The organism is Bacillus sp. EU55, from assembly GCF_038005925.1.
Classification (GTDB): Bacteria; Bacillota; Bacilli; order Bacillales; family Bacillaceae; genus Bacillus; species Bacillus velezensis.
Window position 1 is genome coordinate 1,878,735 of sequence record NZ_JBBOUE010000001.1, and the last position, 26,842, is coordinate 1,905,576.

Below are 26,842 nucleotides of genomic sequence, written 5' to 3' on the forward strand. Positions count from 1 at the left end.
GTGGGAAGGAATGATATCGGAAAAAATCAATATCTCACTGGATCATCCCATCATGAAGGGCCATATGGTCTTTGGTGAAGCGGTATTGCCCGGTCTTGCTTATATCGATTTGATTTATCAGGTTTTTCAGGAACACGGTTATGTATACAATGAGCTTGAATTGAAGCACGTTACGATTTATCAGCCTTTAACCGTCAGTGAAACGGCTGCAATCATTCTGACCATTCAATGTTCTGAAAGCGGAGATGGAAAGTGGCTCATCTCCCTTTCGGGGCAGAAACAGCAAGGTGATGAGCTGTCAGACAATATACAATATGCGACGGCTGAAATGGTGAAAAGAGACGCTGTGACATTTGACGAAACCATTGATTTCGGCGATGTAAAGCAGTCAGGCAGATCTCTGAATCTTGATGACATGTATAACCGCTGCCTGGATCATGACTTGGTTCATTCCGGCATGATGAAATCGAACGGACGATTGTACGAAACAGAAGGCGGCATGCTGGCTGAGCTTTCTTGCGAAAAAGGAAAGGATTTCTTTTTATTCCATCCGGCCCTTTTGGATGCGAGCGGAATCGGGGCGAGCGGTTTGCTTTCTGATACAAACCGGCTTCATCTGCCTTTATATTATGAATCGTTCACGGCCGCCGACAGGCTGCAATCAGAGTGCACGGCGCGTATCGCCGCTTCCGGCGTCCGTCAGGAAAAAGAACTCACAACGATGACAATCGAGTACTTTAGCCGATCCGGACAAAAGGTGGCGGAGCTTAAAAACATTACGGGAAAAGCGGTTCGGCTCGAAGAAGACGCGAATACAGCCGAACAGAATCAACAGGCTGCAACTGAGCCGGAAAGCACAGATGAAAAAGACATCATTCTGTTTTTAAAGAAGCTTTTGGCTGATAAGCTTGGTCAGCCTTGGGAGACGCTGGACGTTCTTGCCGGCTACTATGAGCTTGGGCTGGATTCATCTTCTTTGCTTGAGATTGTACAGGATATCAGTAAAAAGACGGGTGCGGACCTCGCGCCCACTCTTCTCTTTGAATATACAAATATAAAAGAACTCGCAGCCTTTTTGAAAAAGACCGTTTCATTTGAATGTGCGGAACGTGCAGCCGAACCATCACGGTTTGAAGCTGAAGCACCGGACGCGCCAGAACATCATAAAAACACCGGAGACATCGCGATTATCGGAATGGCCGGCCGCTATCCGAAAGCGAAAAGTGTGGCGGAGTTTTGGGATAACCTGAAGGCAGGCGCGGATTGCATCACTGAAGTTCCGAAGTCCCGCTGGGATTGGAAAACATATCAAAACGTAACGTCCCCGTCAGGAAAAACAGTATCAAAATGGGGCGGTTTCATTGACGATGCCGACTGCTTCGATCCGCAGTTTTTCAGAATCTCACCGCGTGAGGCGGAAATGATGGACCCGCAGGAGCGTCTGTTTTTAGAAACATGCTGGGAAACGATTGAAGATGCGGGGTATACGTCTGAAACGCTGGGGAATAAAGGAGAGAAACAGCATCCGATCGGCGTATTTGCAGGGGTGATGCATAAAGATTATTCCTTAATCGGCGCAGAACAATTATCTGAGACTGATCCGTTTCCGGTTTCACTGAATTATGCGCAGATCGCCAACAGAGTGTCCTATTATTGTGACTTCCACGGGCCGAGCATCGCGGTGGATACCGTTTGTTCCTCATCATTGACCGCCGTTCATCTGGCCATTGAAAGCATCCGCCGCGGCGAATGTGAAGCCGCGCTTGCGGGAGGGGTGAACTTGTCGCTGCACCCGGCGAAATATCTCAGCTACGGGAGCGTGGGCATGCACTCAAGTGACGGCCGCTGCCGTACATTCGGCGAGGGCGGGGACGGCTACGTTTCCGGAGAAGGAGTCGGTGCGGTCTTGCTCAAGCCGCTTGAAAAAGCCGAACAAGACGGCGACCGCATTTACGCGGTCATTAAAGGAAGCGCCGTTAACCACGTCGGGAAAGTAAGCGGAATTACCGTCCCGAGTCCTGCTGCACAGGCAGAAGTCATTAAGGCCTGTCTGAAAAAAGCAGGTATCAGCCCGCGGACCGTCAGCTATGTGGAAGCCCATGGCACGGGTACCTCGTTAGGAGACCCGATTGAAATTGAAGGTCTGTCAAAAGCGTTCAGCCAAGGGACGCAGGATCAGCAATTTTGTTCCATCGGTTCGGTCAAATCAAATATCGGCCACGCAGAATCAGCGGCGGGAATCAGCGGGTTAACAAAAGCGGCGCTGCAGCTTCATCACAAAACGCTTGTCAAATCACTGCATTCTGCGGAATTAAATCCTTACCTGAAATTTGAGGGATCTCCTTTTTACGTACAGCAGCAGACTGCTCCGTGGAAGCAGCCGGCAGCCGAAGAAAACGGTAAAGTCACACATTATCCGCGCCGGGCCGGACTCAGTTCCTTCGGTGCATCAGGTTCGAATGCCCATATCATTTTAGAAGAATACATTCAGCCTGAACAAAAAGCGCCAGCACCTGAGAACGAGGCAGCAAAACTCATCCCGCTGTCAGCAAGAAATAAAGACAGGCTTCTGGCCTATGCGGAAAAACTAGCCCGATCGCTTTCAGAAAAGACGGTGCTGTCTGAACTGGCTTATACTCTTCAGACAGGACGTGAAGCAATGGAGGAGAGAGCTGTCTTCCTTGTAAATGACACCCGCGATTTGAAAGAAAAGCTGAATGATTTCGTAAAAGGAAACGAAAACATCCCCGGTCTTTGGCGCGGACAAGCCGAGCTGCCGGAACTGAGCGAACCCGCTCCTGAGACGGATGATCCGAGACGGCTTGCCGAGTTATGGGCAGAAGGGAAAATAATAGATTGGAATAAGCTGTACGGTTCATATAAACCGCGTAAAACAAGCGTTCCGACGTATCCGTTTGCAAAAGAACGCTATTGGATTCCACAGCAGAAAAAACAGGAGAAAAGCCCGTCAGGCACAGTGCTGCATCCGCTTTTACAAGAAAATACGTCAGATTTTTCGCAGCAGCGCTTCACGTCTCTTTTTACGGGAGATGAATTTTTCCTATCTGACCATGTCGTCAACGGACAAAAAATACTGCCGGGTGTCGCCTATTTGGAAATGGCCGCAGAGGCGGTCAAAAAGGCCGCTGCCGTGACGGAAAAAGGCCATAGCGTCACACTCAGACAGGTTGTTTGGGTCCGTCCGGTCATGATTGAAGATAAACCGAAAGAAATACATATTGTCCTTTACCCAGAAGATAATGGTGAGATTACCTATGAAATATACAGTGAGGCAGAAAACGGCGAGGAACCGGTTATTCACAGCCAGGGTGAAGCGGTCATTACCGAACAGGGCAGCGCCCAGATAGATATCGAGTCTGTCAAAGCTTCCTGCAATTTAGGAATCGTGACTGCGGAAGAATGTTACGGTGCTTTTGAGAAGATCGGTCTGGATTACGGAGAGGCATACAGGGGCGTACAGCAGTTGCTGCTTGGAGAAGACCGATTATTGGCCCTTATTTCACTCCCGGCTGCCGTACATGACAAAAAAGAACAGTATACGCTTCACCCGAGTATGATGGACGCCGCTTTTCACGCTTCCGTCGGTCTGCTTGTCCGCTCAATACATGACGATGCAGACAGCCACGAGCTTTCTTTGCCGTTTGCGATGCAGGAAGTGGAAGTGTTCGGGCCGTGCCCTGAACATATCTGGTCATATATCCGGTACACAGAAGGCAGCAAAGCAGATGACAGCGTAAGAAAATTTGACATTGATATGTGTGATGATGCCGGTACGGTTTATGTCCGGATGAAAGGCGCGTCCGTCCGGGCGCTTGACACAAGCCAAACAGCGGGCGGAGAAACCTCGGAGGCGCCTGTCGGCCATACGATGCTGATTCCGGCTTGGGAGCCTGTTGCGCTTGAAAAAGCCGGGGAAGCAGCGGTGGATAAGCAGACGGCAGTATTCGGCGGAACGGATTCGAGACATACGCGCATAAAAGAACATCTGCCGAACGCTTCCTATTATCCGATCAGAAGCACGGATGATATCGCATCTCTTACGCACATGCTTGAAGGACAAAAAGAACTGGAGCAAATCATTTGGCTTGCTCCGCAGGCTGAGAGTGCTGACAGCCTCAAGGAACAGGAAAGGAACGTTCTTCATGTGTTCAAGCTGATGAAAGCATTACTTGCCTTAGGGTACGGAGAAAAACGTTTGGACTGGTGCATCGTCACAGCAAATGCCCAGCCGTTTTCGGATCAAGACAGCGCCGACCCGTCACAAGCCGCAGTCAGCGGACTTGCCGGAACAATGGCGAAAGAATATCCGCATTGGCATATCCGCATGATTGACACAGAAACGGACGGCAGCTGGCCGATCGAAGAGGCGCTCAGTCTTTCTGCCGGAAAAAACGGTCAAATTTGGGCGTACCGCAATCAGCAGCTGTTTGAGCGGCAGCTGATACCGCTTGACAATATGCCGAAAAACGGCACGCTGTACCAAACAGGCGGGGTTTATGCCGTGATCGGAGGCGCCGGATATCTTGGCGAGGCATGGAGTGAATACATGATCCGCCGCTACAAAGCACGCATCATTTGGATCGGAAGAAGCACACTGAATGATTCCATACAGGCGAAACTCGACCGGCTCAGCGCATTCGGTCCGGCGCCTGAATATGTTTCCGCCGATGCCGCCGACAGTTCTTCCTTAGAGCGGGCTTATCAGTTCATAAAAGAGCGCCACACAAAAATGAACGGAATCATCCACTCGGCAATGGATCTGTCTGAGCAAAGCTTAAATAATATGAAGACAGAAGAGTTCAAATCGGTGCTGCGGGCAAAAGCCGATGTAAGTGTGTCCATGGCGGAGGTATTTGGACGGGAGCCGCTTGACTTTGCGCTCTTCTTCTCCTCGCTTGTGGCATTTATCCATAACGTGAAACAAAGCCATTATGCCGCAGGATGCGCTTTCAGTGACGCATTTGCGAAGGAACTTGATCAGACATGGAATTGTCCGGTCAAAGTGATGAACTGGGGCTATTGGGGCAACAGCGAAGCGGCTGAAGACGGTGATTTTATTCAGCTGATGGATCAGATCGGATTGGGATTGATCGAACCGGACGCTGCAATGGAGGCGCTTGAAACCCTTATGACGCTGCCGATTGATCAGGCGGCCTTCATTCATACGACAAAACCGGTCGCAGTCGAAGGGATGAATGAAAGAGAAAAGATTTCCGTTTATCCGCCTCAGCCGCTTGTCTTTTCACAACAGCCGAAGGTCGCTCCGCCCGGCGCACGTCTTGTTAGAGAGGCTGACCATCAGGAGCTCGATGATTTTCTGTATCAGCTTTTGATCGCCCAGCTTAAAGAAGCAGACTTGCTGACGCCGCAAAGCCTTAAAGCGTATGAGCCCGAACACGAATACTTTAAAAAATGGCTCAATCAAACGATCGCTTTCCTTCTGGAACATGGCTATCTGGAAGGGAATGCGGATTCATATAAACTGTCGGCGCGAGCCGAAAACACAACCGCCTCGCTATGGCAAAAATGGGAGCGGGAAAAAGAGGAATGGCTCAATAACGCCGATACAAAAGCGATGACTGTTTTAGCCGAGACGATGCTTAAAGCACTGCCGGACATTCTGCGCGAAGACGTGCCGGCGACAGACATCATGTTCCCTCACTCTTCAATGGAACTTGTTGAAGGAATTTATAAGCACAATCAAGTCGCGGATTACTTTAACAGCGCCCTGTCAGATACATTAACGGCTTATGTGAAAGAAAACATCAGTAAACATTCAAAAGCCGAGATCCGCATACTGGAAATCGGAGCGGGCACAGGCGGCACAAGCGCAGGCATATTTGAAAAGCTTAGGCCGTATCAAAACCATATAAAAGAATACTGTTACACCGATGTATCGAAAGCTTTTCTCGTGCATGCGGAGACGGAATACGGCAAACGGAATCCTTATCTGACGTATAAGCTTTTTAACGCAGAAGCGCCGCTTGCCGGCCAGGACATAGAGCCGGGCGCATACGACATCGTCGTTGCGGCCAATGTGCTCCACGCGACGAAAGACATCCGCCAGACGCTGAGAAACGCCAAAGCCGTTTTAAAAGACAACGGTTTGCTGCTCTTAAATGAAATGGCGGGAAACAGCTTGTTCCCGCATATTACTTTCGGACTGCTTGAAGGCTGGTGGCTGCATGAAGATTCTGCCCTTCGTATTCCGGGGTGCCCGGGCTTGTATCCGGAAAGCTGGAAGCGCGTGTTAGAAAGTGAAGGCTGGCATTCTGTCTTCTTCCCGGCAGAAGCGGCACATGAATTAAGCCATCAGATTATAGCGGCAAAAAGCAACGGCATTGTTCGCCAAAAAACGCTTAAAGCAGGGGCCGGAAAACGGACCTCTCCGCCAAAAGCAGCACATGCGCCGGAACTTCAGGCGCAAACAACGGTGCAAAAAGGCGACACGTCTTTAACAGAAAAAAGCACCGAGTACTTGAAAACGTTAATCGGAGAAACATTAAAAATTCCGCCGGCTCAAATTGATCCGAAAGCGCCGCTTGAAAAATACGGAATTGATTCTATCGTCGTCGTACAGCTGACAAACGCGTTACGAAATGTATTGGACCAAGTCAGCAGCACTTTATTTTTTGAATATCAGACGATTGAGGCGCTCGTCGCTCACTTAATCAAAACGAAAAAAGACGCGATGATCAAACTGACGGGACAAACGCCTGTTCAGGAAGAACGGAAGGCATCACCAGCACCGCAGGCTGTACAGCCTGCTAAGCCGCTTCGCACTGACTGGCGGCGGAGGGAAAAACGGGCAGCCAAAGAGACCGTCCGGCAAAGTTCGGTTCGCGACGTGGCCATCATCGGTGTTTCAGGACGCTACCCGCAGGCAAAAACAGCGGCTGAGCTTTGGGCTAATATTAAAAAAGGAAAAAACTGCATAGAAGAAATCCCGCGGGAACGCTGGAACTGGCAGGATTACTACGATGAAGAGAAAGGTAAAGAAGGCTCTATTTATACGAAATGGGGCGGCTTCATTGAGGATATGGACAAGTTTGATCCGCTGTTCTTTCAGATTTCTCCTTTGGAAGCGGAGCGAATGGACCCTCAGGAGCGATTATTTTTAGAAACGGCGTATGCGAGTATCGAGGATGCCGGCTATACGCCTGACAACCTGTGCCAAAGCAGAAAAATCGGTGTTTTTGCCGGCGCGATGAACAAAAACTACCCGACAGGCTACGGCTATTGGTCCATTGCCAACAGGGTATCTTACCTTTTTGATTTCCAAGGGCCGAGCATTGCCGTTGATACAGCCTGCTCCTCTTCTTTGACTGCCATTCATCTGGCGCTTGAGAGCATATACAGCGGTTCAAGCGAATGCGCGATTGCCGGGGGCGTAAACATAGTGACCGACCCGATCCATTATATGAATCTGTCAGTCATGAACATGCTTTCCGCAGGCGGCACGTGCAAATCGTTCGGAGACCGCGCGGATGGTTTTGTCGACGGAGAAGGGGTGGGCGCGGTCGTGTTAAAGCCGTTAGACCGAGCGATTGCCGACAACGATCACATTTACGGTGTGATTAAAGGAAGCACCATTAACAGCGGAGGCAAAACGAACGGATACACGGTTCCGAATCCGAATGCGCAGGCCGCCTTAATAAAAGAAGCTTTCGAAAGGGCAAACGTCCCGGCGCGCACCGTCAGTTATATTGAAGCCCACGGTACGGGGACCGCATTAGGAGATCCGATTGAAATCGCCGGATTAACGAAAGCATTTGAAGAGGATACAACAGACAAACAGTTTTGCGCCATCGGCTCCGCAAAATCAAATATCGGCCATTGTGAGAGCGCCGCGGGCATTGCGGGTCTGACAAAAATATTATTCCAGCTCAAAGACCGCCAAATTGCGCCGTCCCTGCACGCGGAACAGCTGAATCCAAATATTGATTTCGCGTATACGCCGTTTGCCGTTCAGCAGGAGCTCGGTGAGTGGAAACGTCCCGTCATCGGCGGCAAAGAGCTTCCGAGAAGGGCGGGGTTAAGCAGCTTCGGCGCGGGAGGAGCAAACGCCCACCTCGTCATAGAAGAATATACGGCAGACAAAGAGCCTGATGAAACGCCGGCAGATCAGCCCGCCATCATCGTCCTGTCTGCGAAAAACAGCGAACGGCTCACTGAAAAAGCAAAACAGCTTAGAGACGCCATCCGTGAAAAAAGATACAGCGGCAGCGACCTTATGAGCATAGCTTTTACTCTCCAGACGGGCCGGGTGCCGATGGAAGAGCGTCTCGGCTTTATCGTTCATTCACTTCATGAACTTGAGGAAAAACTGAATGGATTTATCGCCGGACAAAACAGCGCCGGACTGCACCGTGACGGCACGGAAGAAAACAAACGGATGCTTGCCGTATTTTCGGCGGATGATGATATGGAAACAATCATAGACGCTTGGATCAGCAAACGGAAATATTCTAAGCTGCTTGAGCTTTGGGTAAAAGGATTGGACATCGATTGGGCGAAATTATACGGAGACCGTCCTCCGGCCCGCATCAGCCTGCCTGCTTATCCGTTTGCGAAAGAACGCTTCTGGCATCAGCAGCCTGTACAAAGCAAGGCCGCGCCCGTTAACGCGCCGGCTGATGAAAGTGATCCGGCGGAACAATTTGAAGTAATGGCTTTTAGAGAAGTTCTTAAAGAACAGGCTTTGCCGGCTGCCGGAGAAAAGCAAGTCAAAACGGTGATTTCTTTCTTATCTGATCAGAAGAAGCAGCAGGAAGCCGTCTCTGTGGTCAAATCGTATGACAGTGACATTGACGTTATTTTTATCGCTCAGGGAGACCGGTATGAGGCTTTGTCCGCCGGCCGCTGCCAAGTGGTGCGGGAAGATCCGCAATCATATGTGAACGCTTTTGCGGATATTCAAAAAGAGTACGGTGAGGCTTCTGCCATTTTGTATTTATGGGCGCTTGAAGATAAAAGCTGCATCGAAGATTATTCATGTATCGTCCATATTCTCAAAGCAATGGCTGAGACCGGTCTGCAGCCGGAAAGGCTGTTATTGGCGGGGGAATATGCATCCGGTCTGGAAAGGTGCTACTTGGAATCATGGATCGGCTTTGAGCGTTCGCTCGGCATTGTTCTCCCGAAAACAAGTGTTACCGGCCACTTCAGAAAAGCCGGTGCGGCCATAACGGACTGGGTGAGAACCATTTGGGACGAGCTGAAAGCTGAAACAGACCATACTGTTTTCTTGGAAGAGGGAAAACGATATGTCTATCACACCGAACCAACCGGACTAACGAAAGAAAACAGCAGGATCAGAACCGGCGGAACATATCTCATTACAGGCGGATTAGGAGGGCTCGGCTACTTATTTGCCCGCCATCTCGCCCGGAACTACCAGGCAAATGTCATTCTCACGGGGCGGTCGCCGATCAATGAAGAAAAGAAAGAAAAAATGAAAGATCTGGAAAATCTCGGTGCGGGTGTTCTTTACGCCGAAGCCGATGTTTGTGATCCGATCGGAATGGGCGACTGCATCAAGCGCGCGAAAGAACGATTCGGAGCCATTCACGGCGTCATTCATGCGGCGGGCATCGAAAGCAGAACATCCGTCTTTGAAAATGAAATCGGGAATTTCCGCAGTACGCTTGAACCGAAAATAAACGGAAGCCTGCTTCTTGACGAGTGGCTGAAAAACGAAACGCCTGATTTCATCTGCTACTTTTCATCCACATCGGCTGTTTTAGGGGATTTCGGCTGCTGTGATTACGCGGTCGCGAACAGGTTCCAAATGGCGTATGCCCGCTATAAAAACGAACAATCCGAAAGCGGAAACGTTTTTGTCATAAACTGGCCGCTCTGGAAAAACGGCGGAATGGCCGTCGGCGGTGAAGAGACGACGGGCATGTACCTGAAATCAAGCGGTCAGCGCCTGTTAGAAACAGATGAAGGCATTGAGCTTTTTGAGCGCATCATTTCTCAAGACAACACCCAGTGCCTTGTCATTGCCGGTGAAAGAAGCCGTGCCGAACGATTTTTAGGCATACGGCGGGACGATTCATTAAAAACGGATGCGCTTTTGGAAACCGTGAGCCGCCGCATCCCGGAAGAAAGCGCGGAAAAACGGCTCGAAGCGGATTTGAAAGAGCTGATACACAGTCTGCTGAAAATATCTAAAGATAAACTCGTCCTGCATAAAAACTGGGCGGAATTCGGATTTGATTCCATCTATTTAGCCAAATTTGCCGCTCTTTTGTCGAGTCATTACGGCATTGAAGTCACTCCGGCGTTATTTTACAGCTATGCCACGCTCGGAGACGTCATCAGCTATTACCTGACAGAACATAAAGAAACGATCGAAACGTTTTACCGAACGGAAGAAACCGAAACAGAAGCCGCCGCTCCGGATAACAAGGAGTATACGGATCAGGAGATCATCGCCATGATGAAACAGGTCTCTGAGGGGACATTAGATTTTAAAAGAGTGCAAGACATCATAGAAGGGAGTAAGACCTATGAATCATAAAGAACTTCTCGATGCCTACAGATCAGGAACGCTCACCATCGCTGAAGTAGAACAAAAGCTTCAGGCTTCTAAGCGGACAACTGCAAAACGTCCGCTTTCAGAAGGCCAGAAAGGTTTGTGGATGCTTCAGAAAATGTTTCCGGAGATGAGCGCATATAACATTCCGTTATGCTTTCGTTTTCAAAAGCTGGATGTCGAGACATTCAAAAACGCCCTTTTGTCCGTGCAGCGCCATCATCCTATTTTGACCAGTGTGATAAAAGAGGAAAACGGCCTTCCGTATCAGATAGAAGATACGGATCGGCATTTTCCGATTGAAGAAATGGATCTTTCCGAATTAAGCGAGCGTGATGCGCTTACGTTTATTAAAGAAAAAGCAAAAGAACCGTTCGCGCTTGAAACCGGGCCGCTCCTGCGTGTTCAAGTATTCCGGCGGGCGAAGCGGGAGCCGATTGTGTTAATCACCATTCACCATATCATTTTTGACGGCGTCTCTCTTATGACGTTTATGTCGGCGCTGCTGGACGCTTATGTAAAAGCAAGTGAAGGCAAAGAACCTGTCATGCTTCAGCAGGCCGCAGATTATCATGACTTTGTGAAATGGGAAAAAGAGCTGCTGGAAAGCGAAGCGGGAAAAACGCATCTGTCTTATTGGAAAAAGCAGCTGAAAGGACCGCTGCCGGTGCTTGAGCTTCCGTCGGATTATCCGAGATCATCGGTTCAAACGTGCAGGGGGCAGGCGTATCAGTGCTTGCTTCCTGATGAACTGAACCGGCAGATTAAAGTTTGCGCCCAAAAACATAATGTCAATGAATCCGTTGTGTATCTCGCTATTTTTAAAGGACTGCTCTATCAATATACGAATCAGGAAGATGTCATCGTCGGCATGCCGACGATGGGGCGTTCTGAGGCTCAATTTGAATCTGTCATCGGATACTTTATTAATATGATCGCGGTCAGAAGCAGGGAGACGGGCGCCAAATCTTTTACGTCGTTTTTGAAGGAGCTGCAGCTGACACTGGCAGAAGGGCTGGACCATGCCGCGTATCCGTTTCCCGCGCTTGTCAAAGAATTGAAGACGGAACGCTCGCCTGCGGTGTCGCCTGTTTTTCAAACCGCGTTTTTCTATCAAAACTTCTTCCGGACGGAAGGAGCGGAAAAGCTGGCGGAACTATATCAATCACTCGGCATTGAAATGATAGAAGACATTCATCAGGAAGGCGAATTTGAGCTTGCGCTTGAAGTCTATAAAAAAGAAACGGGAACGGTCCTGCAATTTCTGTACAACCCGGATGTCTACAGCCCTTCTTTCATCGAACGAATGGCGGAGCATTATATGAAACTGGCGGAGAAGGTGCTTTCTGATCCGGAGATCGCTTTTGAAGCCTGTTCCGGCCTGCTCAATCAAAAACGGGATGAAAGCCGTTCATCCCATCAGCCGAATGAGCGCTGCATTCATGAAGTGTTTGCGGAAAAAGCCGGCCGCCATCCTGACAGAGAAGCCGTCATATTCGGTGAAAACAGTCTTACATATCGCGAATTAGATGAACGAAGCACGGCGCTCGCTGTGTACCTGCAAGAAAAGGGTGTCACACCGGAATGCCCGGTCGGCATTTGTACGGAGCGTTCTTTTGAGATGGTCATCGGCATCCTCGCCATTTTAAAAGCGGGAGGCGCGTATGTGCCGCTGGACCCGGCTTTTCCAAATGAACGGATGGCGCACGTGTTGACTGACAGCGGCGTGTCAATCGTATTAACGCAGGAAAAGACGCGCGGCATGATTGAACAGTTGGCCATCGGCGGTGTGAGCACGGTGGAAATTGAAAACAGCGGACGTTCTGTCAGCGGGGCAAAACTGACGCCGCGTTCAAAATCGCATCATCTCGCTTATATTCTATATACGTCCGGAAGCACGGGAAAACCGAAAGGCGTCATGGTTGAGCACAGGGCCATCATGAATACGCTGCAGTTTTTGGAAGCTGAGTATCCGGTCGCACAAGAGGATGCCTATTTGTTAAAAACGAATTACGTATTTGACGTTTCGATTTCTGAATTATTCGGCTGGTTTATCGGAAACGGACGGCTAGTCATTTTGCCGCCTGGCGCAGAAAAAAATCCGCAGCTTTGCATGGAATATATTCAAACCCACCAGGTCACGCATCTGAATTTTGCGCCCGCCGTGTTTAATGTATTTCTGGAAACGGTAAAGCGGCATACGGCATTTACAGAAGACGGCCCTGTGAAGTATGTGATGGTGGCCGGTGAGGCGTTTCCGAAAGATTTAGTCAAAAAGTCAGTTTCCATCTTCAAACATGCCAGAATTGAAAACATATACGGCCCGACGGAAACATCCATTTATGCCGCTTACTACAGCTGCGGCCAAAAGGAAATCACAAGCAGGAATACGCCGATCGGGAAACCGATTCACAATACGCGGCTTTATATCGTCGATGAAAAGCTCAGCCCCGTCCCTGACGGTGTGGCCGGGGAGCTTTGCGTGGCCGGCGCCGGTCTGGCCAGAGGATATTACAATCAGCCTGAGCTGACGGCGGCATCATTTATTGATAATCCGTTTAGTGAAGGAGAAAAACTTTATAAGACAGGTGATTTGGCCAGATGGCTGCCTGACGGAAATATAGAATATGCCGGCCGGATTGACAGTCAGGTGAAAATTCGCGGCTTCCGCATCGAATTGGGAGCAATTGAAACGAAATTGAGCGAACATCCGGATATCCTTGACCAGGCGGTTGTTGTTCAGGAAAAGAACGGACATAAAAAGCTGATTGCTTATTATACGGCCCGCGCCGGTCATACGGCCGACGAAAAAGCGCTCCGCAACCATCTTTTATCGAGTCTGCCGGATTATATGGCGCCTGCCCATTTTATCCGCCTGGATGCACTGCCGTTAACACCGAGCGGAAAAGTGAACCGCAAAGCCCTAAAACAGCGCAAGGTAATCGTTCACCGGTCTGAAAAGACGGGCAGACTGCCGTTATCAGAAGCGGAAGCGAAAGTGACCGCAATATGGGAAGACCTGCTGAATACGGCGGGCATCAAAATCGAAGACGGCTTTTTCGATGTGGGAGGCGACTCGCTTCTGGCTGTTGCGGCGGCAGAACGCATTAAACAGGAGCTGGAATGCGATTTTACCGTCACGGATTTATTCGAACACTCTACCATTCAGGCGATCAGCCGATTTATTGTTGAAACAAAACAGGCGGCTGATTCAGAGGCGCCCGGCCAAGATGAGAGAGAAATAGAACAAATACCGCAAAACGGGGTGCCGTCTTACTTTGATAACAGTGTGGCGATAGTGGGGATTTCCTGCCAGTTCCCCGGCGCGAAAAATCATCATGAGTTTTGGAAGCAGTTAAGAGAAGGAAAGGAAAGCGTCCGGTTCTACTCGGAAGAAGAACTTCGGGAAGCCGGCGTGCCTGAAGATTTGATCGAAAATCCCGACTATGTGCCTGCATTATCGACAATAGAAGGAAAAGATCTCTTTGACCCTGAGTTCTTTCACATTTCTCCGAAAGACGCAGAATTTATGGATCCTCAGCTTCGGCTTCTGCTGCTTCATTCTTGGAAAGCCGTCGAGGATGCGGGATATGTATCGAAAGAGATTCCGAAGACAAGCGTATATATGTCGGCAAGCAATAATTCGTATCGGTCGCTTTTGCCGGAAAAAACAACAGAAGGCCATGATTCTCCCGACGGCTATGTGTCATGGGTGTTAGCGCAGAGCGGCACGATTCCGACGATGGTTTCCCATAAGCTCGGATTAAAAGGGCCAAGCTATTTCGTTCATTCCAATTGCTCATCATCATTAGTCGGTCTTTATTCGGCCTACAAAAGCATAACGAGCGGAGAATCGGAATACGCGCTCGTCGGCGGAGCAACTCTGCATGCAGCGACCGGCATCGGCTATGTGCACCAAAACGGATTGAATTTTTCAAGCGACGGGCATGTCAAGGCATTTGACGCTTCAGCCGACGGTATGGCGGGCGGAGAAGGAGCGGCCGTCATTCTGCTGAAAAAGGCGTCACAAGCCGTTCAGGACGGAGATCACATATACGCCATGCTCAGAGGCATCGGTCTGAACAATGACGGAGCGGATAAAGTCGGTTTTTACGCACCGAGTGTAAAAGGTCAGACTGACGTCATCCAGCATGTTTTAGACAGCACGAATATTCACCCGGAGACGATTTCCTATATCGAAGCGCACGGCACAGGAACGACATTGGGTGATCCGATTGAAATGTCCGCGCTGCAGCAAGTGTATAAACGTTACACGGACCGGGAGCAGTATTGCGGGATCGGCTCCGTAAAAACGAATATCGGACATTTGGATACAGCAGCAGGTCTGGCCGGGTGCATCAAAGTCGCCATGAGTTTATATCATCGGGAGCTGGCGCCTACCATTAATTACACGTCACCGAATCCGAATATCAAATTCAGCGGTTCGCCGTTTTATGTGGCGGATAAGAGAAAACCGCTTCCGGAGAGAGAGACGCCGCACCGCGCAGCGTTAAGCTCATTCGGACTCGGAGGAACAAACGCACACGCCATTTTTGAACAGTATGAAAACAAAACGATCAGCGGATCAAATGACGGACAGCCGCCTTACATCGTTCCGCTGTCAGCGAGAAATAAGCAGCGTCTTACTGCCTATGCATCCTGTTTATCCGGCTTTCTGGATGAAGCCGAAAACGATGTTTCCTTGCATGATCTGGCATTTACGTATCAGACCGGACGTGAAGCGATGGAAGAGAGAGCCGTTTTTATCAGTCATGATCGTCACGATTTGAAGCGTCAGCTGCAGGATTTCATCAATGGCAATGACCAAAACATCTTACGGGGCGAAAAAGTGAGAAGCAGAGAAGTGTCAGCTCAGGAGATGGAAGAGCTTGCGGCATGTCAGACACGGGATGAAAAGCTGAAAGCACTGGCGGCACTCTGGGTTGAAGGAGCGCGTGTCGATTGGGGCTTATTGTATCAGGATTCCGCGCCGCAAAGAATCAGTGCGCCGACCTACCCGTTCGCAGAGGAGCGCTTCTGGCCGGAGGAAACGGTGAAGCAAACGGATACCAAGCTTTTGCATCCGCTGGTACATCAGAATACATCCGTCTTGCAGGAGCAGCGGTTCAGTTCGGAATTCACGGGAAAAGAGTATTTTATTGCCGAGCATATCATTAAAGGAATGGCGATCGTGCCGGCTGCCGTTACCCTTGAGATGGCACGGGCCGCGGCGGAGAAAAGCATCGGCGGGGCAACAGAGGAATCTCTGGGCCTGCGCTTAAAGAATATTGTATGGGTCCGTCCGGTGATAGCCGATCAGGAGGCTGTCCGTGTCCATATCGGACTTTATGAAGAAGAGGACGGACAGATTCAATACAGAATGTACGGGGATAACGATTCTATCGGTGAAGAAGCTCCTCTTTATAATCAGGGCATCGCTGAAATCATCCGGAAGGAACCGGAGGAAGCGGCGGATATTGAGCAGCTGAAGCGCCGGTGCACACAGGGAACAATCGAATCTCAAGCGTTTTACAAAGGAATGATCGGTGCTGATTACGGGCCGGGTTACAAAGGGGTGCAGCTTGTATACAAAGGCGAAGACCGGCTGCTTGCTAAATTGAAGCTTCCTGAATCCGTCTCTCATACAAAAGCTGATTATATCCTTCATCCGAGTATGATGGACGGTGCGCTTCAGGCCGCCGAATATTTGCAAAACGTGACGAGAGCGCTGCTTGCAGAAAGCGGGGAACCATTCAAAGCCGCATTGCCGTTTGCTTTAGAGGAGCTGGACGTTCTGAATCCGTGCGCTGATGATATGTGGGTGCACGTCACGTTCAGTGCGAACAATAAAGCCGGCGATCCTATCCAAAAAGCCGATATTGATTTATATGACAATAACGGCGGGCTTTGTGTGCGGATGAGAGGTTTCTCAACACGGATCATGGAAGAAAACGCGGGTGCAGGCGATCCTGTCAGCCGTACGGACACATTGCTCGCTGAACCGGTCTGGAAAGAGCAGCCGGAACCGGCCGATCACGAGCCTTCGTATGAAGAGCATATTATTTTCCTTTGTGAGTACGATGAAGCCGTAAAACAGGCCGTGGAAGCAAAGCTTGAACATGCAAGCGTCATTATCTTGGACGATCGTCCCGCATCTATTGCAGAGCGGTATCATTCTTATGCGGGCCAGCTGTTTGACCATATCAAAACCATAATGAAAAGCAAGCCGAAGGGCCGCGTTCTTTTTCAGGCTGTTACGCGGTCAGCAGGCTTACAGCGGGTTTTCTCAGGCATTACCGGACTCTTCAAAACCGCATGCCTTGAACATTCCAAGCTGATCTGTCAAATGATCGAAGCCGAGGAGGAAGAAAGTGCTGAAGGCATAGCGGAAAAAGCGTCCGAAAACCGTATGCATGCCGAAAGCGTCCATGTGAAATATGAAAACGGCAAGCGCTTTGCCGCTGATTGGGAAGAGATGGATATTTCTCAAGCGGAGCCGGACATTCCGTGGAAAGACGAAGGTGTTTATCTCATTACAGGAGGTGCGGGAGGTTTAGGTCTGATCTTTGCAAAAGAGATCGCAAACTGTACAAAAGACGCCGTCATCATACTAACCGGCCGGTCCGCTCTCAGAGAAAAGCAGAAAGACATGCTGGAAACAGTACGTGCTGCCGGCGCTTCTGTTTTCTACGAGCAGACCGATGTCACGGATGAAGCAGAAGTATACCGATTGATCCGCAATATCCGCAAACGGCATGGCAGGCTGGACGGGATTGTTCACAGTGCCGGCATTATAAAAGACAACTACATGGTGAAGAAGACGGCAGAGGAATACCAACACGTTCTCGCTCCGAAAGTGAAGGGCCTTGTGTATCTTGATGAAGCGTCACAACAGGAGAAATTAGATGTCTTTATTGTCTTTTCATCCTTATCAGGTGTGCTTGGAAGCGTCGGCCAGGCTGATTATGCGTCTGCAAATGTCTTTATGGAGATGTATGCCGAGTACCGCCGTTCTTTACAAGCCGCAGGACAAAGATACGGAAAGACGCTTTCTGTCAGCTGGCCGTTATGGAAAGAAGGCGGAATGCAGGCAGGAAATCAGACGGAAGATATGCTGATGCAGGAGGCGGGAATCGCACCGCTCGGCACAGATGCCGGCATCAAGGCTTTATATCAAGGCTTGATGAGCGGGACAGCCCGGATGACGGTTGTTGAAGGAGATGTGAAACACATGAAAGCAAAACTGTTCCGCAAAGAGAATGATCATCCGGAAGCAGAGACCGGCGTACGTCATGACATTGATGCTGACAGCCTGCTTGAAAAAGTGAAGCATCTGTTAAAACAGCAGACGGCCTCACTGTTAAAAGTAAACATTGACAAAATTGATCCTCATGAAGAAATGACAAAATACGGGCTGGATTCTATCTCGATGACTGAGTTTACGAACCAGTTAAACAAAACGTACCGGCTTACGTTAACGCCGACGATTTTCTTTGATCATCCGACAATCCATGAATTTGCCGTTCATTTAATCAGTGAATACGAAGAGGAATTTGCCGGACGGTTTGCGGTAAATACAAAAACGGTTCAATCGGCAAGACCGGTAAAAGAGACTCAAATCACGCGCCCGGCCGTTAAGCGACGACGCACTCTGCCTGAGACACTTCCGCAGACAGTGCAGCGGGGCCAAGGGCCGGAACCGATCGCAATCGTAGGCATCAGCGGGATTTTCCCGATGGCAGAAGACATTGAAGCTTTCTGGCAGAACCTGAAAGAAGGCAAAGACTGCATGACCGAGATTCCGAAAGACCGCTGGGACTGGCGGGACTATTACGGGGATCCCGCAAAAGAAGCCAATAAAACAAACGTCAACCAAGGCGGGTTTATTGACGGGATTGCTGAATTTGATCCATTATTTTTCGGGATTTCACCCCGGGAAGCGGAGCAAATGGACCCTCAGCAGCGCCTCTTGCTGACGTATGCGTGGAAAGCGATCGAAGATGCCGGGTATGCGTCAAAGAGTCTCTCAGGCACAAAAACAGGTGTGTTTATCGGGACCGGAAATACCGGCTACGGTTCTCTTTTAGCCAATGCCGATGCGGAGATTGAAGGGTCATCCGCGGCGAATACAAGTCCGTCTGTCGGACCGAACCGTGTCAGCTATACGCTCAATCTGCACGGGCCGAGCGAACCGATTGATACCGCCTGCTCAAGCTCGCTCGTTGCCATACACCATGCCGTTTCTTCAATTGAAGAAGGAACGTGCGACATGGCTTTGGCGGGAGGAATCAATACGATTGTTCTTCCGGATGTGTATATCAGTTTTGACAAAGCGGGCGCGCTGAGTAAAGAAGGAAGATGCAAAACGTTCTCTGATCAGGCTGACGGTTTTGCCCATGGTGAAGGAGCAGGGCTCTTTTTCCTCAAAAAGCTGAAAGCCGCTGAGGCGGATGGGGACCATATTTACGGCGTCATTAAAGGAAGCGCGGTGAATCACGGCGGCCGCGCGGCATCTTTAACAACGCCTAACCCGAAACAACAGGCGGAAGTCATTAAAGCCGCATACAAAAAAGCGGGCATTGATCCGAAAACAGTCTCTTATATCGAAGCGCACGGCACCGGAACAGAACTGGGAGATCCCGTTGAAGTTAACGGACTGAAACAAGCGTTCAGCTCGTTTGCAGACGGAAAAGAGAAAGCGGCCGGCTATTGCGGCTTAGGGTCGGTCAAAACGAATATCGGCCATTTATCCCTTGCCGCGGGAGCAGCGGGCATTATTAAAATTTTGCTGCAGATGAAGCATCGGACACTAGTAAAAAGTCTCCACTGTGAGACGGTAAATCCGTACATTCAGCTTGAAGACAGCCCGTTTTATCTGGTGCGGGAGACAATGGAATGGAAGACGCAGACGGACGAACGCGGAAACGAACAGCCTCGCCGCGCGGGCATCAGCTCATTCGGCATCGGAGGCGTAAATGCCCACGTCGTCATCGAAGAATACATTCCAGAAGACAGAGAGGAAGCAGATGATTTTCATATCGACCCATGTCTTTTCGTTCTGTCCGCCAAAAATGAAAAACGCCTGAAAGAGCAGGCAAAACAGCTGAAACGTGCGCTTACTGAAAAACGGTACGATCAATCCTCCCTCGTTTCTATGGCATATACCCTCCAAATCGGAAGGGACGCCATGGAAGAACGCCTGGCGGTTATTGCCGGATCTGCAGAAGAACTGCAGGAAAAACTGTCACAGTTTATCACTGGAGATAAGCACGCGGACTTGTACAGAGGAAGAATAGACAAAGGCACGCTGCAAATGCTGACGGAAGATGAAGAAATTCAAGAAGCCGTTGAAAAATGGATGGCACGCGGCAAATACGCGAAGCTGCTTGAATTATGGGTCAAAGGGCTGAACGTCGATTGGGCGAAGCTGTATGGAGACCGTCGGCCTAAACGCATGAGCCTGCCATCGTATCCTTTTGCAAAAGACCGCTATTGGGCGTCAAAAAGCACCGGAAAACACGAAAAAACAAGCACTGTATCTGCCGGAAAACAAGACGCGCTTCATCCGCTTCTGCACAGAAATACTTCAAACCTTGCAGAACAGCGGTTCAGTTCAATCTATACAGGAAAAGAATTTTACCTTGCGGACCATGTTGTAAAAGGCGTACCGATTTTACCGGGAGTGGCACATCTTGAAATGGCGCGCGCAGCAATGGAACAGGCATCTGAAGTTCCGGCCGGACAAGGAAGCGTCAAGCTTAAGAATACGGTTTGGGTGCGGCCGATCACCATTGAAGACGAGCCGGTTCATGTCAACATCCGTCTCATTCCTGAAACGGCAAATGACGTTCAATTCGACATTTACAGCGGCCGGGAAACAGATCAGCCGTCCGTTTACAGCCAAGGGGCAGTATCAGTCCGCCCTGATGCAAAGGCACCGGTCATTGATCTCCAAAAGCTGAGATCACAATCCGCCGAGACACCGTTTTCTGCAGATGAAGTGTACGATATGTACCGCAAAATCGGTTTTGATTACGGCCCGGCTTTCCGGGGTGTCAAAGCGATTTATACAGGTGATGATTTCGTATTGGGCAGACTGTCACTTGATGCGGCTTGTGCGGGCACAGTACAGGAGTATGTCATGCATCCGGGCTTAATGGACTCTGCATTGCAGGCATCAAGCATATTAACCGGAACAAATGATGAAAAACTGATGCTTCCGTTTGCGGTTCAGGAGCTTGAAGTATTCAGCGCATGCGCTGCCGAGATGTGGGTTTACGCCAGACTTTCTGAAGACCACAAAGCCGGCCAGATTGAAAAACGTGATCTTGATATTTGTGATGAAAACGGCAAGGTGTGCGTAAGGCTGAAAGGTTTGTCATTCAGAACGGCTGAAAAAGAACCTGAGAAAAAAGAAAAAGCTCCGGAAACGCTCATGCTTGAGCCGGTATGGAGCCGAAGCGATAAAACCGCCGTTCAAACGGAACCGGTTTTTGCCCGGCATATCGTGTTGCTTTGTGACACAGACGCCGGATTGAAACAAGCCGTTGAAGCCGCGGGAGCTGAATGTATTGAAATGACCTCCCAGCATGGGAAAGCGGCGGCGCGCTTCCGTGATTATACAGGACGGATATTGGAGACGCTGCAAAAACTGCTGAAGGAAGAGACGGATGGAGACGTCCTCATCCAGACGGTTCTCTCTAAAACTGATAAGCATCAGCTGCTCTCAGGGATTTCAGCTCTGTTAAAAACAGCCGGCCTGGAACATGTAAAACTGAAAACCCAGCTGATTGAAATAGAACCGGCGGAAAACGGAAGAATCACAGACATCATCAGAGAAAATAAAACACGGGCTGATGACAGCCATGTCAAATATGAAAACGGCATCCGATACAGCGCAGATGTCAAAGAAACGGCCGTGTCCGGCGGCAAAATACGCATTCCGTGGAACGACGGAGGCATTTATCTCATTACCGGAGGAGCCGGGGGCTTAGGCTTTATTTTCGCGAAAGAAATCGCCCGCAAAGTCAAAGAGCCGACACTGGTTTTGACAGGCCGTTCCGCTTTAAGCGAGAATCAGCGGATGCAGCTGCAATCGCTTGAATCACTCGGAGCAAAAGCGGAATACAAGCAGGCTGACGTAACAGACGCTCAAACTGCGGCAGACCTGGTCAAAACAATTGAAACGGAATATGGCGGCCTTCACGGCATCATTCATAGCGCGGGTGTGATGAAAGATCAGTATATCGCAAAGAAAACAACCGAAGAGTTTTACAGTGTATTGGCTCCTAAAACGGACGGATTTGTCAACCTTGATGAAGCAACCGAGCATTTAGCGCTGGACTTTTTCATTGTTTTCTCATCCATTTCCGGCGTCACCGGGAATGCGGGACAGGCGGATTATGCGGCGGCAAACGCATTTATGGACAGCTATGCGGCATACCGCAACGCGCTGGTTACGGCAATGTACCGCCACGGACATACATTGTCGGTCAATTGGCCGCTTTGGAAAGACGGCGGAATGCAAGTCAATGAAGAAATGGCGAAGCTCACCGAAAAAAGAACCGGTGTAACGCCGATGCGCACTGAGACCGGAATAGAAGCTCTTTACAAAGCATGGAGCACGGGGAAAACAAGCGTGCTCGTCATGGAAGGAAACCGCGCCGTAATGCGGGAAAAGCTGCTTCAAAAGACTCCTGCAGCCGCTTTTGCACCGGTTAAGAAAACGGATGAAACGCCTGCGCCGAAAGACCTGACGGCAAAACTTCAGGAATTGCTGGCAAAAGAGGTTTCCGGGCTTCTGAAAATAAACATTGAAGAAATCGATATCGAATTGGAGTTTAATCAATACGGATTTGATTCCATTACGCTGACGGAATTCGCCAACAAGCTGAATGACACTTATCAGCTTGATCTGACACCGACCGTATTTTTTGAATATGCGACGATTCAAGCCCTGGCGCATCATTTAGCAGAAGACTATCAAACACAATTTGCCGGCAGCACACAGCCAAAAGAAGAAAAACAAAGCGGCGTAACTGATGATGGCGGCATCAGACTGGCAGGGAACAAACGATTTGCAAAAACTGCCGTACAGCCTGTTCAGACTGCGGCTGAACATAAACCGGAACCGATCGCTATTGTCGGCATGAGCGGAGTGTTTCCGAAGGCCGCAAATATTGATGAGTATTGGCGCAACTTAGAAGAGGGAAAAGATTGTATAACAGAGGTTCCGGCGGATCGCTGGGACTGGCGTGAGTATTACGGTGACCCGCTTAATGAAGCCAACAAAACAAATGTAAAGTGGGGCGGGTTTATCGACGGAGTTGCGGATTTTGATCCGCTGTTCTTCGGAATTTCACCGCTGGAAGCCGAACAGATGGATCCCCAGCAGCGCTTGTTAATGATGTATGCGTGGAAAGCGATAGAAGATGCGGGATATTCCGCTAAAAGCCTTTCCGGCACGAAAACAGGCCTGTATATCGGCACGGGGAATACCGGATACGGCTCACTGTTTTCCGACCTGGATATCGGCGGTGCGTCAGCCGCAAATATGAGTCCGTCAGCGGGGCCGAACCGCGTCAGCTATATGCTTAATCTGCACGGGCCGAGTGAACCGATCGACACGGCTTGTTCCAGCTCGCTGGTCGCGATTCATCACGCCGTATGCGCCATTGAAAACGGGAACTGCGATATGGCGATCGCCGGCGGCGTGAATACCGTCGTCACTCCGCAAGGCCACATCGCTTATGACAAAGCGGGTGCGCTGAGCAAAGAAGGGAAATGTAAAACGTTCTCCGACAGGGCGGACGGATTTGCCGTCAGTGAAGGTGCCGGAATTCTGTTTTTGAAAAAGCTGTCAGAAGCGGAAAAAGCGGGCGATCATATCTACGGTGTCATCAAAGGCAGCGCGGTCAACCACGGCGGACGCGCGAACTCCTTGACGACACCGAACCCGAAAGCCCAGGCGGAAGTCGTCAGAACGGCTTATGACAAAGCAGGCATTGATCCGAGAACCGTCACTTATATAGAAGCGCACGGAACCGGAACGGAGCTTGGCGATCCGGTCGAAATCAACGGCCTGAAATCCGCCTTTCAAAAGCTGTACGAAAAAACAGGCGATTCCGCCGTTTACGCGAGTCACTGCGGTCTGGGATCGGCCAAAACCAATATCGGCCACCTGTCACTGGCAGCCGGTGTCGCGGGTGTGATCAAAGTGCTGATGCAGATGAAGCATAAAACACTTGCAAAAAGCCTCCACAGCGAGGTCATCAACCCATATATCAAGCTGAAAGACAGTCCGTTTTACATCGTACAGGAAAAAAGAGAATGGACGGCATTAAAGGACGAAAACGGCAATCATCTGCCGCGCCGTGCGGGAATCAGTTCTTTCGGCATCGGCGGCGTAAACGCCCATGTCGTCATTGAAGAATATATCCCGAAGGAAGAAAGAAAAACAGCTGTTTTCACACACCCTCAAATCTTTGTGCTGTCGGCCAAAGAAGAAGAGCGTCTGCAGGAACAGGCGCAGCAGCTGGCGCAAGCTTCTTTTACGGATGCGGATCTTGCCAATGTTGCTTACACGCTTCAGCAGGGACGTGACGCGATGGAAGAAAGAGCGGCTATTATCGCTTCCTCGGCCGAAGAACTGCGGGACAAGCTAAAGAGCTGTGCGAAAGGACGTTATGATATAGCGGGCATTTATAAAGGAAAAGCGGGTAAAACCTCCCTGAAATCCATTCTGGCAGGCGCAAACGGCGAAGCGGATATCGAAGAGCTGATAAGCCGCCGAGAGAATGATAAGCTTGCGGAATTATGGGTGCAGGGCGCGGATATCAAATGGGACGGCTTATATTCAGATATCAAGCCCCAACGGATGAGTCTTCCTGCTTACCCGTTTGCGAAAGAGCGGTACTGGATCACGGACAATCGGCCGAAAGCAGAGAAACCGCAAGCTGTGCCGACGTCGCGGGTGCTGCACCCGCTGCTTCACGAAAATGTATCAGATTTAACAGAGCAGCGGTACCGATCCGAATTTACGGGACAAGAGACGATTTTCACCGATCATCTTATTAAAGGCAAGCCGGTTATGCCGGGCGTCGCCTACTTGGAAATGGCTAGGGCGGCGGTTGCTCAGGCAGTCAAAGGGCAAAAGGAACGTCCGTCTGTCACCCGCCTGAAAAACATCGTTTGGGTTCGGCCGATCGAAGCGGGAAACCGCCCGATTGAAGCGCAAATCAGCCTGAACCCGAGGGAAAACGGTGAAATCGTGTATGACATTTACACGGATTCACAAACAGAAGCAAGCGGCAGGCAGATACACTGTCAGGGGGCTGCCGGCATTCTCAGCGCCGGGGAGGCTCCGCACCGTGATATAGGCGCACTGAAAGCTCAATGCGGCCTCAGTATACTGACTTCTGAACAGTGTTACGGCTTATTCAGCAAAATCGGCATTGACTACGGTCCAGCACAACAAGGAATTCAGCACATTCATATCGGAAGCAATCAAGCATTAGCTGAGCTCCGGCTGCCTTCCTTTCTCGAAGAAACGGCAGATCAATACGTTCTTCACCCGTGTATGCTTGATTCAGCTTTGCAAGCGACAATCGGTCTGAAGCTGCACGCAGATGATAACCAGCTGTCACTGCCGTTCGCCCTTGAAGAACTGGACATTTTCAGCCCGTGCACGACAAGCATGTGGGCGTACGTCAGCTCCCGGGGAACGGATGAAAAAATACAGCGTATGGACATTGACTTATGCGATGAGACCGGCCGGGTCTGTGTCAGAATTAAAGGGATTTCTTCCAGAATGATGGAAGGCTCCGCGCCGGAAACATCATTAAATGGAGCAAACCTTCTGGCTCCGGTGTGGGATCTCGCGGAATTCCGTGATCAAAGCCCGGCATATAAGACGGAAGAGGTTGTCTTTATCGCGGGGGATGAGGAAAGCGCGGCTTTTCAATTGCATCATCCTTCTGCGAGAAGGCTCCATATCACCCCGGAGGATGAAATAGAGGCTGTTGCGGCTGAACTGAAAGCAACAGGGTCTTTCGGGCATATCGTATGGATCGCTCCTTTTCACAGCGCTGACGACATGGTAAAAGCTCAGGATGCGGGCGTCATCCAGATGTACAGAGTGATTAAGGCAATGCTTGCTTTAGGATATGGAGGCAAGCGAATCAGCTTGACTGCAGTCACAATAAAAACACAGTCCGTACAGCCGGCGGACATTATTGATCCGGCTCATGCAGGCATTCACGGTTTGGTCGGCTCGCTCGCAAAAGAGTATCCGAACTGGCAAACAAGGCTGATTGATGTCGGATGTCCGGAAGATGTTTCAAAGGCGGAGCTGTTCTCAGCGCCGTTTGATGAGCAAGGCAATACATGGGCGTACCGGAACAATCACTGGTACAAACAGCGCCTTATTCCTGTACAGCAGCCGGTGTCAAGCCGGCCCGCTTACCAACAAGGCGGCGTTTATGTCGTCATCGGCGGTGCGGGGGGCATCGGCGAGGCATGGAGCGAATATGCCGTGAAAACATATCAGGCGCGAGTCGTTTGGATCGGCAGACGAAAACATAACAGCGCCATCCAGGAAAAAATCGACAGACTCAGCCAATTCGGCCCGGCGCCGATTTATATTGAAGCTGACGCGGCAAATCCGAATGAGCTCACACGGGCGTATGAAACGATCAAACGCACGCACCCGCAAATTAACGGAATCATCCATTCCGCAATTGTTTTAGAGGATCAGAGCCTGAAAAATATGCCGGAAAGCCGTTTGAAAAGCGTGCTCGCTGCAAAAGTCAATGTCAGCGTGAATATGGCCCGCGTGTTCCAAAATGAGCCGCTGGACTTTGCTTTGTTCTTCTCATCTGTACAATCATTTGCACGAGCGGCCGGACAAAGCAATTATGCTGCCGGATGCAGTTTCAAAGATGCCTTTGCCGCTCATTTGGCTAAAACGCGGCCGTATTCGGCGGCAGTGATGAATTGGAGCTACTGGGGCAGTGTCGGAATCGTATCATCTGCCGAATATCAAGAACGGATGAAACAGGCGGGAGTCGGATCAATTGAAGCGCCGGAAGCAATGGCGGCGCTTGAACGATTGCTCGGCGGCCCGTTGAATCAGTTCGTCATGATGAAACAGGCGGAAGAGCCGGAGGAAAAACCGGAAGAAATGATAGAAGTATACCCTGAACATCACGGCTCGGCGATGCAAAAACTGCGAAGCTATCAGCCTAAAGTAACAAGACATGTACAACAATTGAGTTAAGGAGG

General features: G+C 50.2%; 2 protein-coding genes. Both read left to right on the top strand.

Going from position 1 to position 26,842, the window contains the following annotated elements; genetic code table 11:
* Positions 1-10 precede the first annotated feature (10 nt).
* On the top strand, positions 11-10,546 hold the full coding sequence (locus NYE50_RS09530) for a type I polyketide synthase (protein ID WP_159354187.1): 10,536 nt from the start codon (positions 11-13) through the stop codon (positions 10,544-10,546).
* Positions 10,536-26,837 (top strand): non-ribosomal peptide synthetase, encoded by a 16,302-nt coding sequence (locus NYE50_RS09535; RefSeq protein ID WP_159354188.1) that lies wholly within the window; start codon positions 10,536-10,538, stop codon positions 26,835-26,837. Before NYE50_RS09530 ends, NYE50_RS09535 begins: the two co-directional genes overlap by 11 nt.
* The last annotated feature ends 5 nt before the right edge of the window (positions 26,838-26,842 follow it).

Coding starts and splice junctions, on each gene's coding strand:
- NYE50_RS09530 (WP_159354187.1), top strand. CDS start 11: ATGATATCGGAAAAAATCAATATCTCACTGGATCATCCCATCATGAAG.
- NYE50_RS09535 (WP_159354188.1), top strand. CDS start 10,536: ATGAATCATAAAGAACTTCTCGATGCCTACAGATCAGGAACGCTCACC.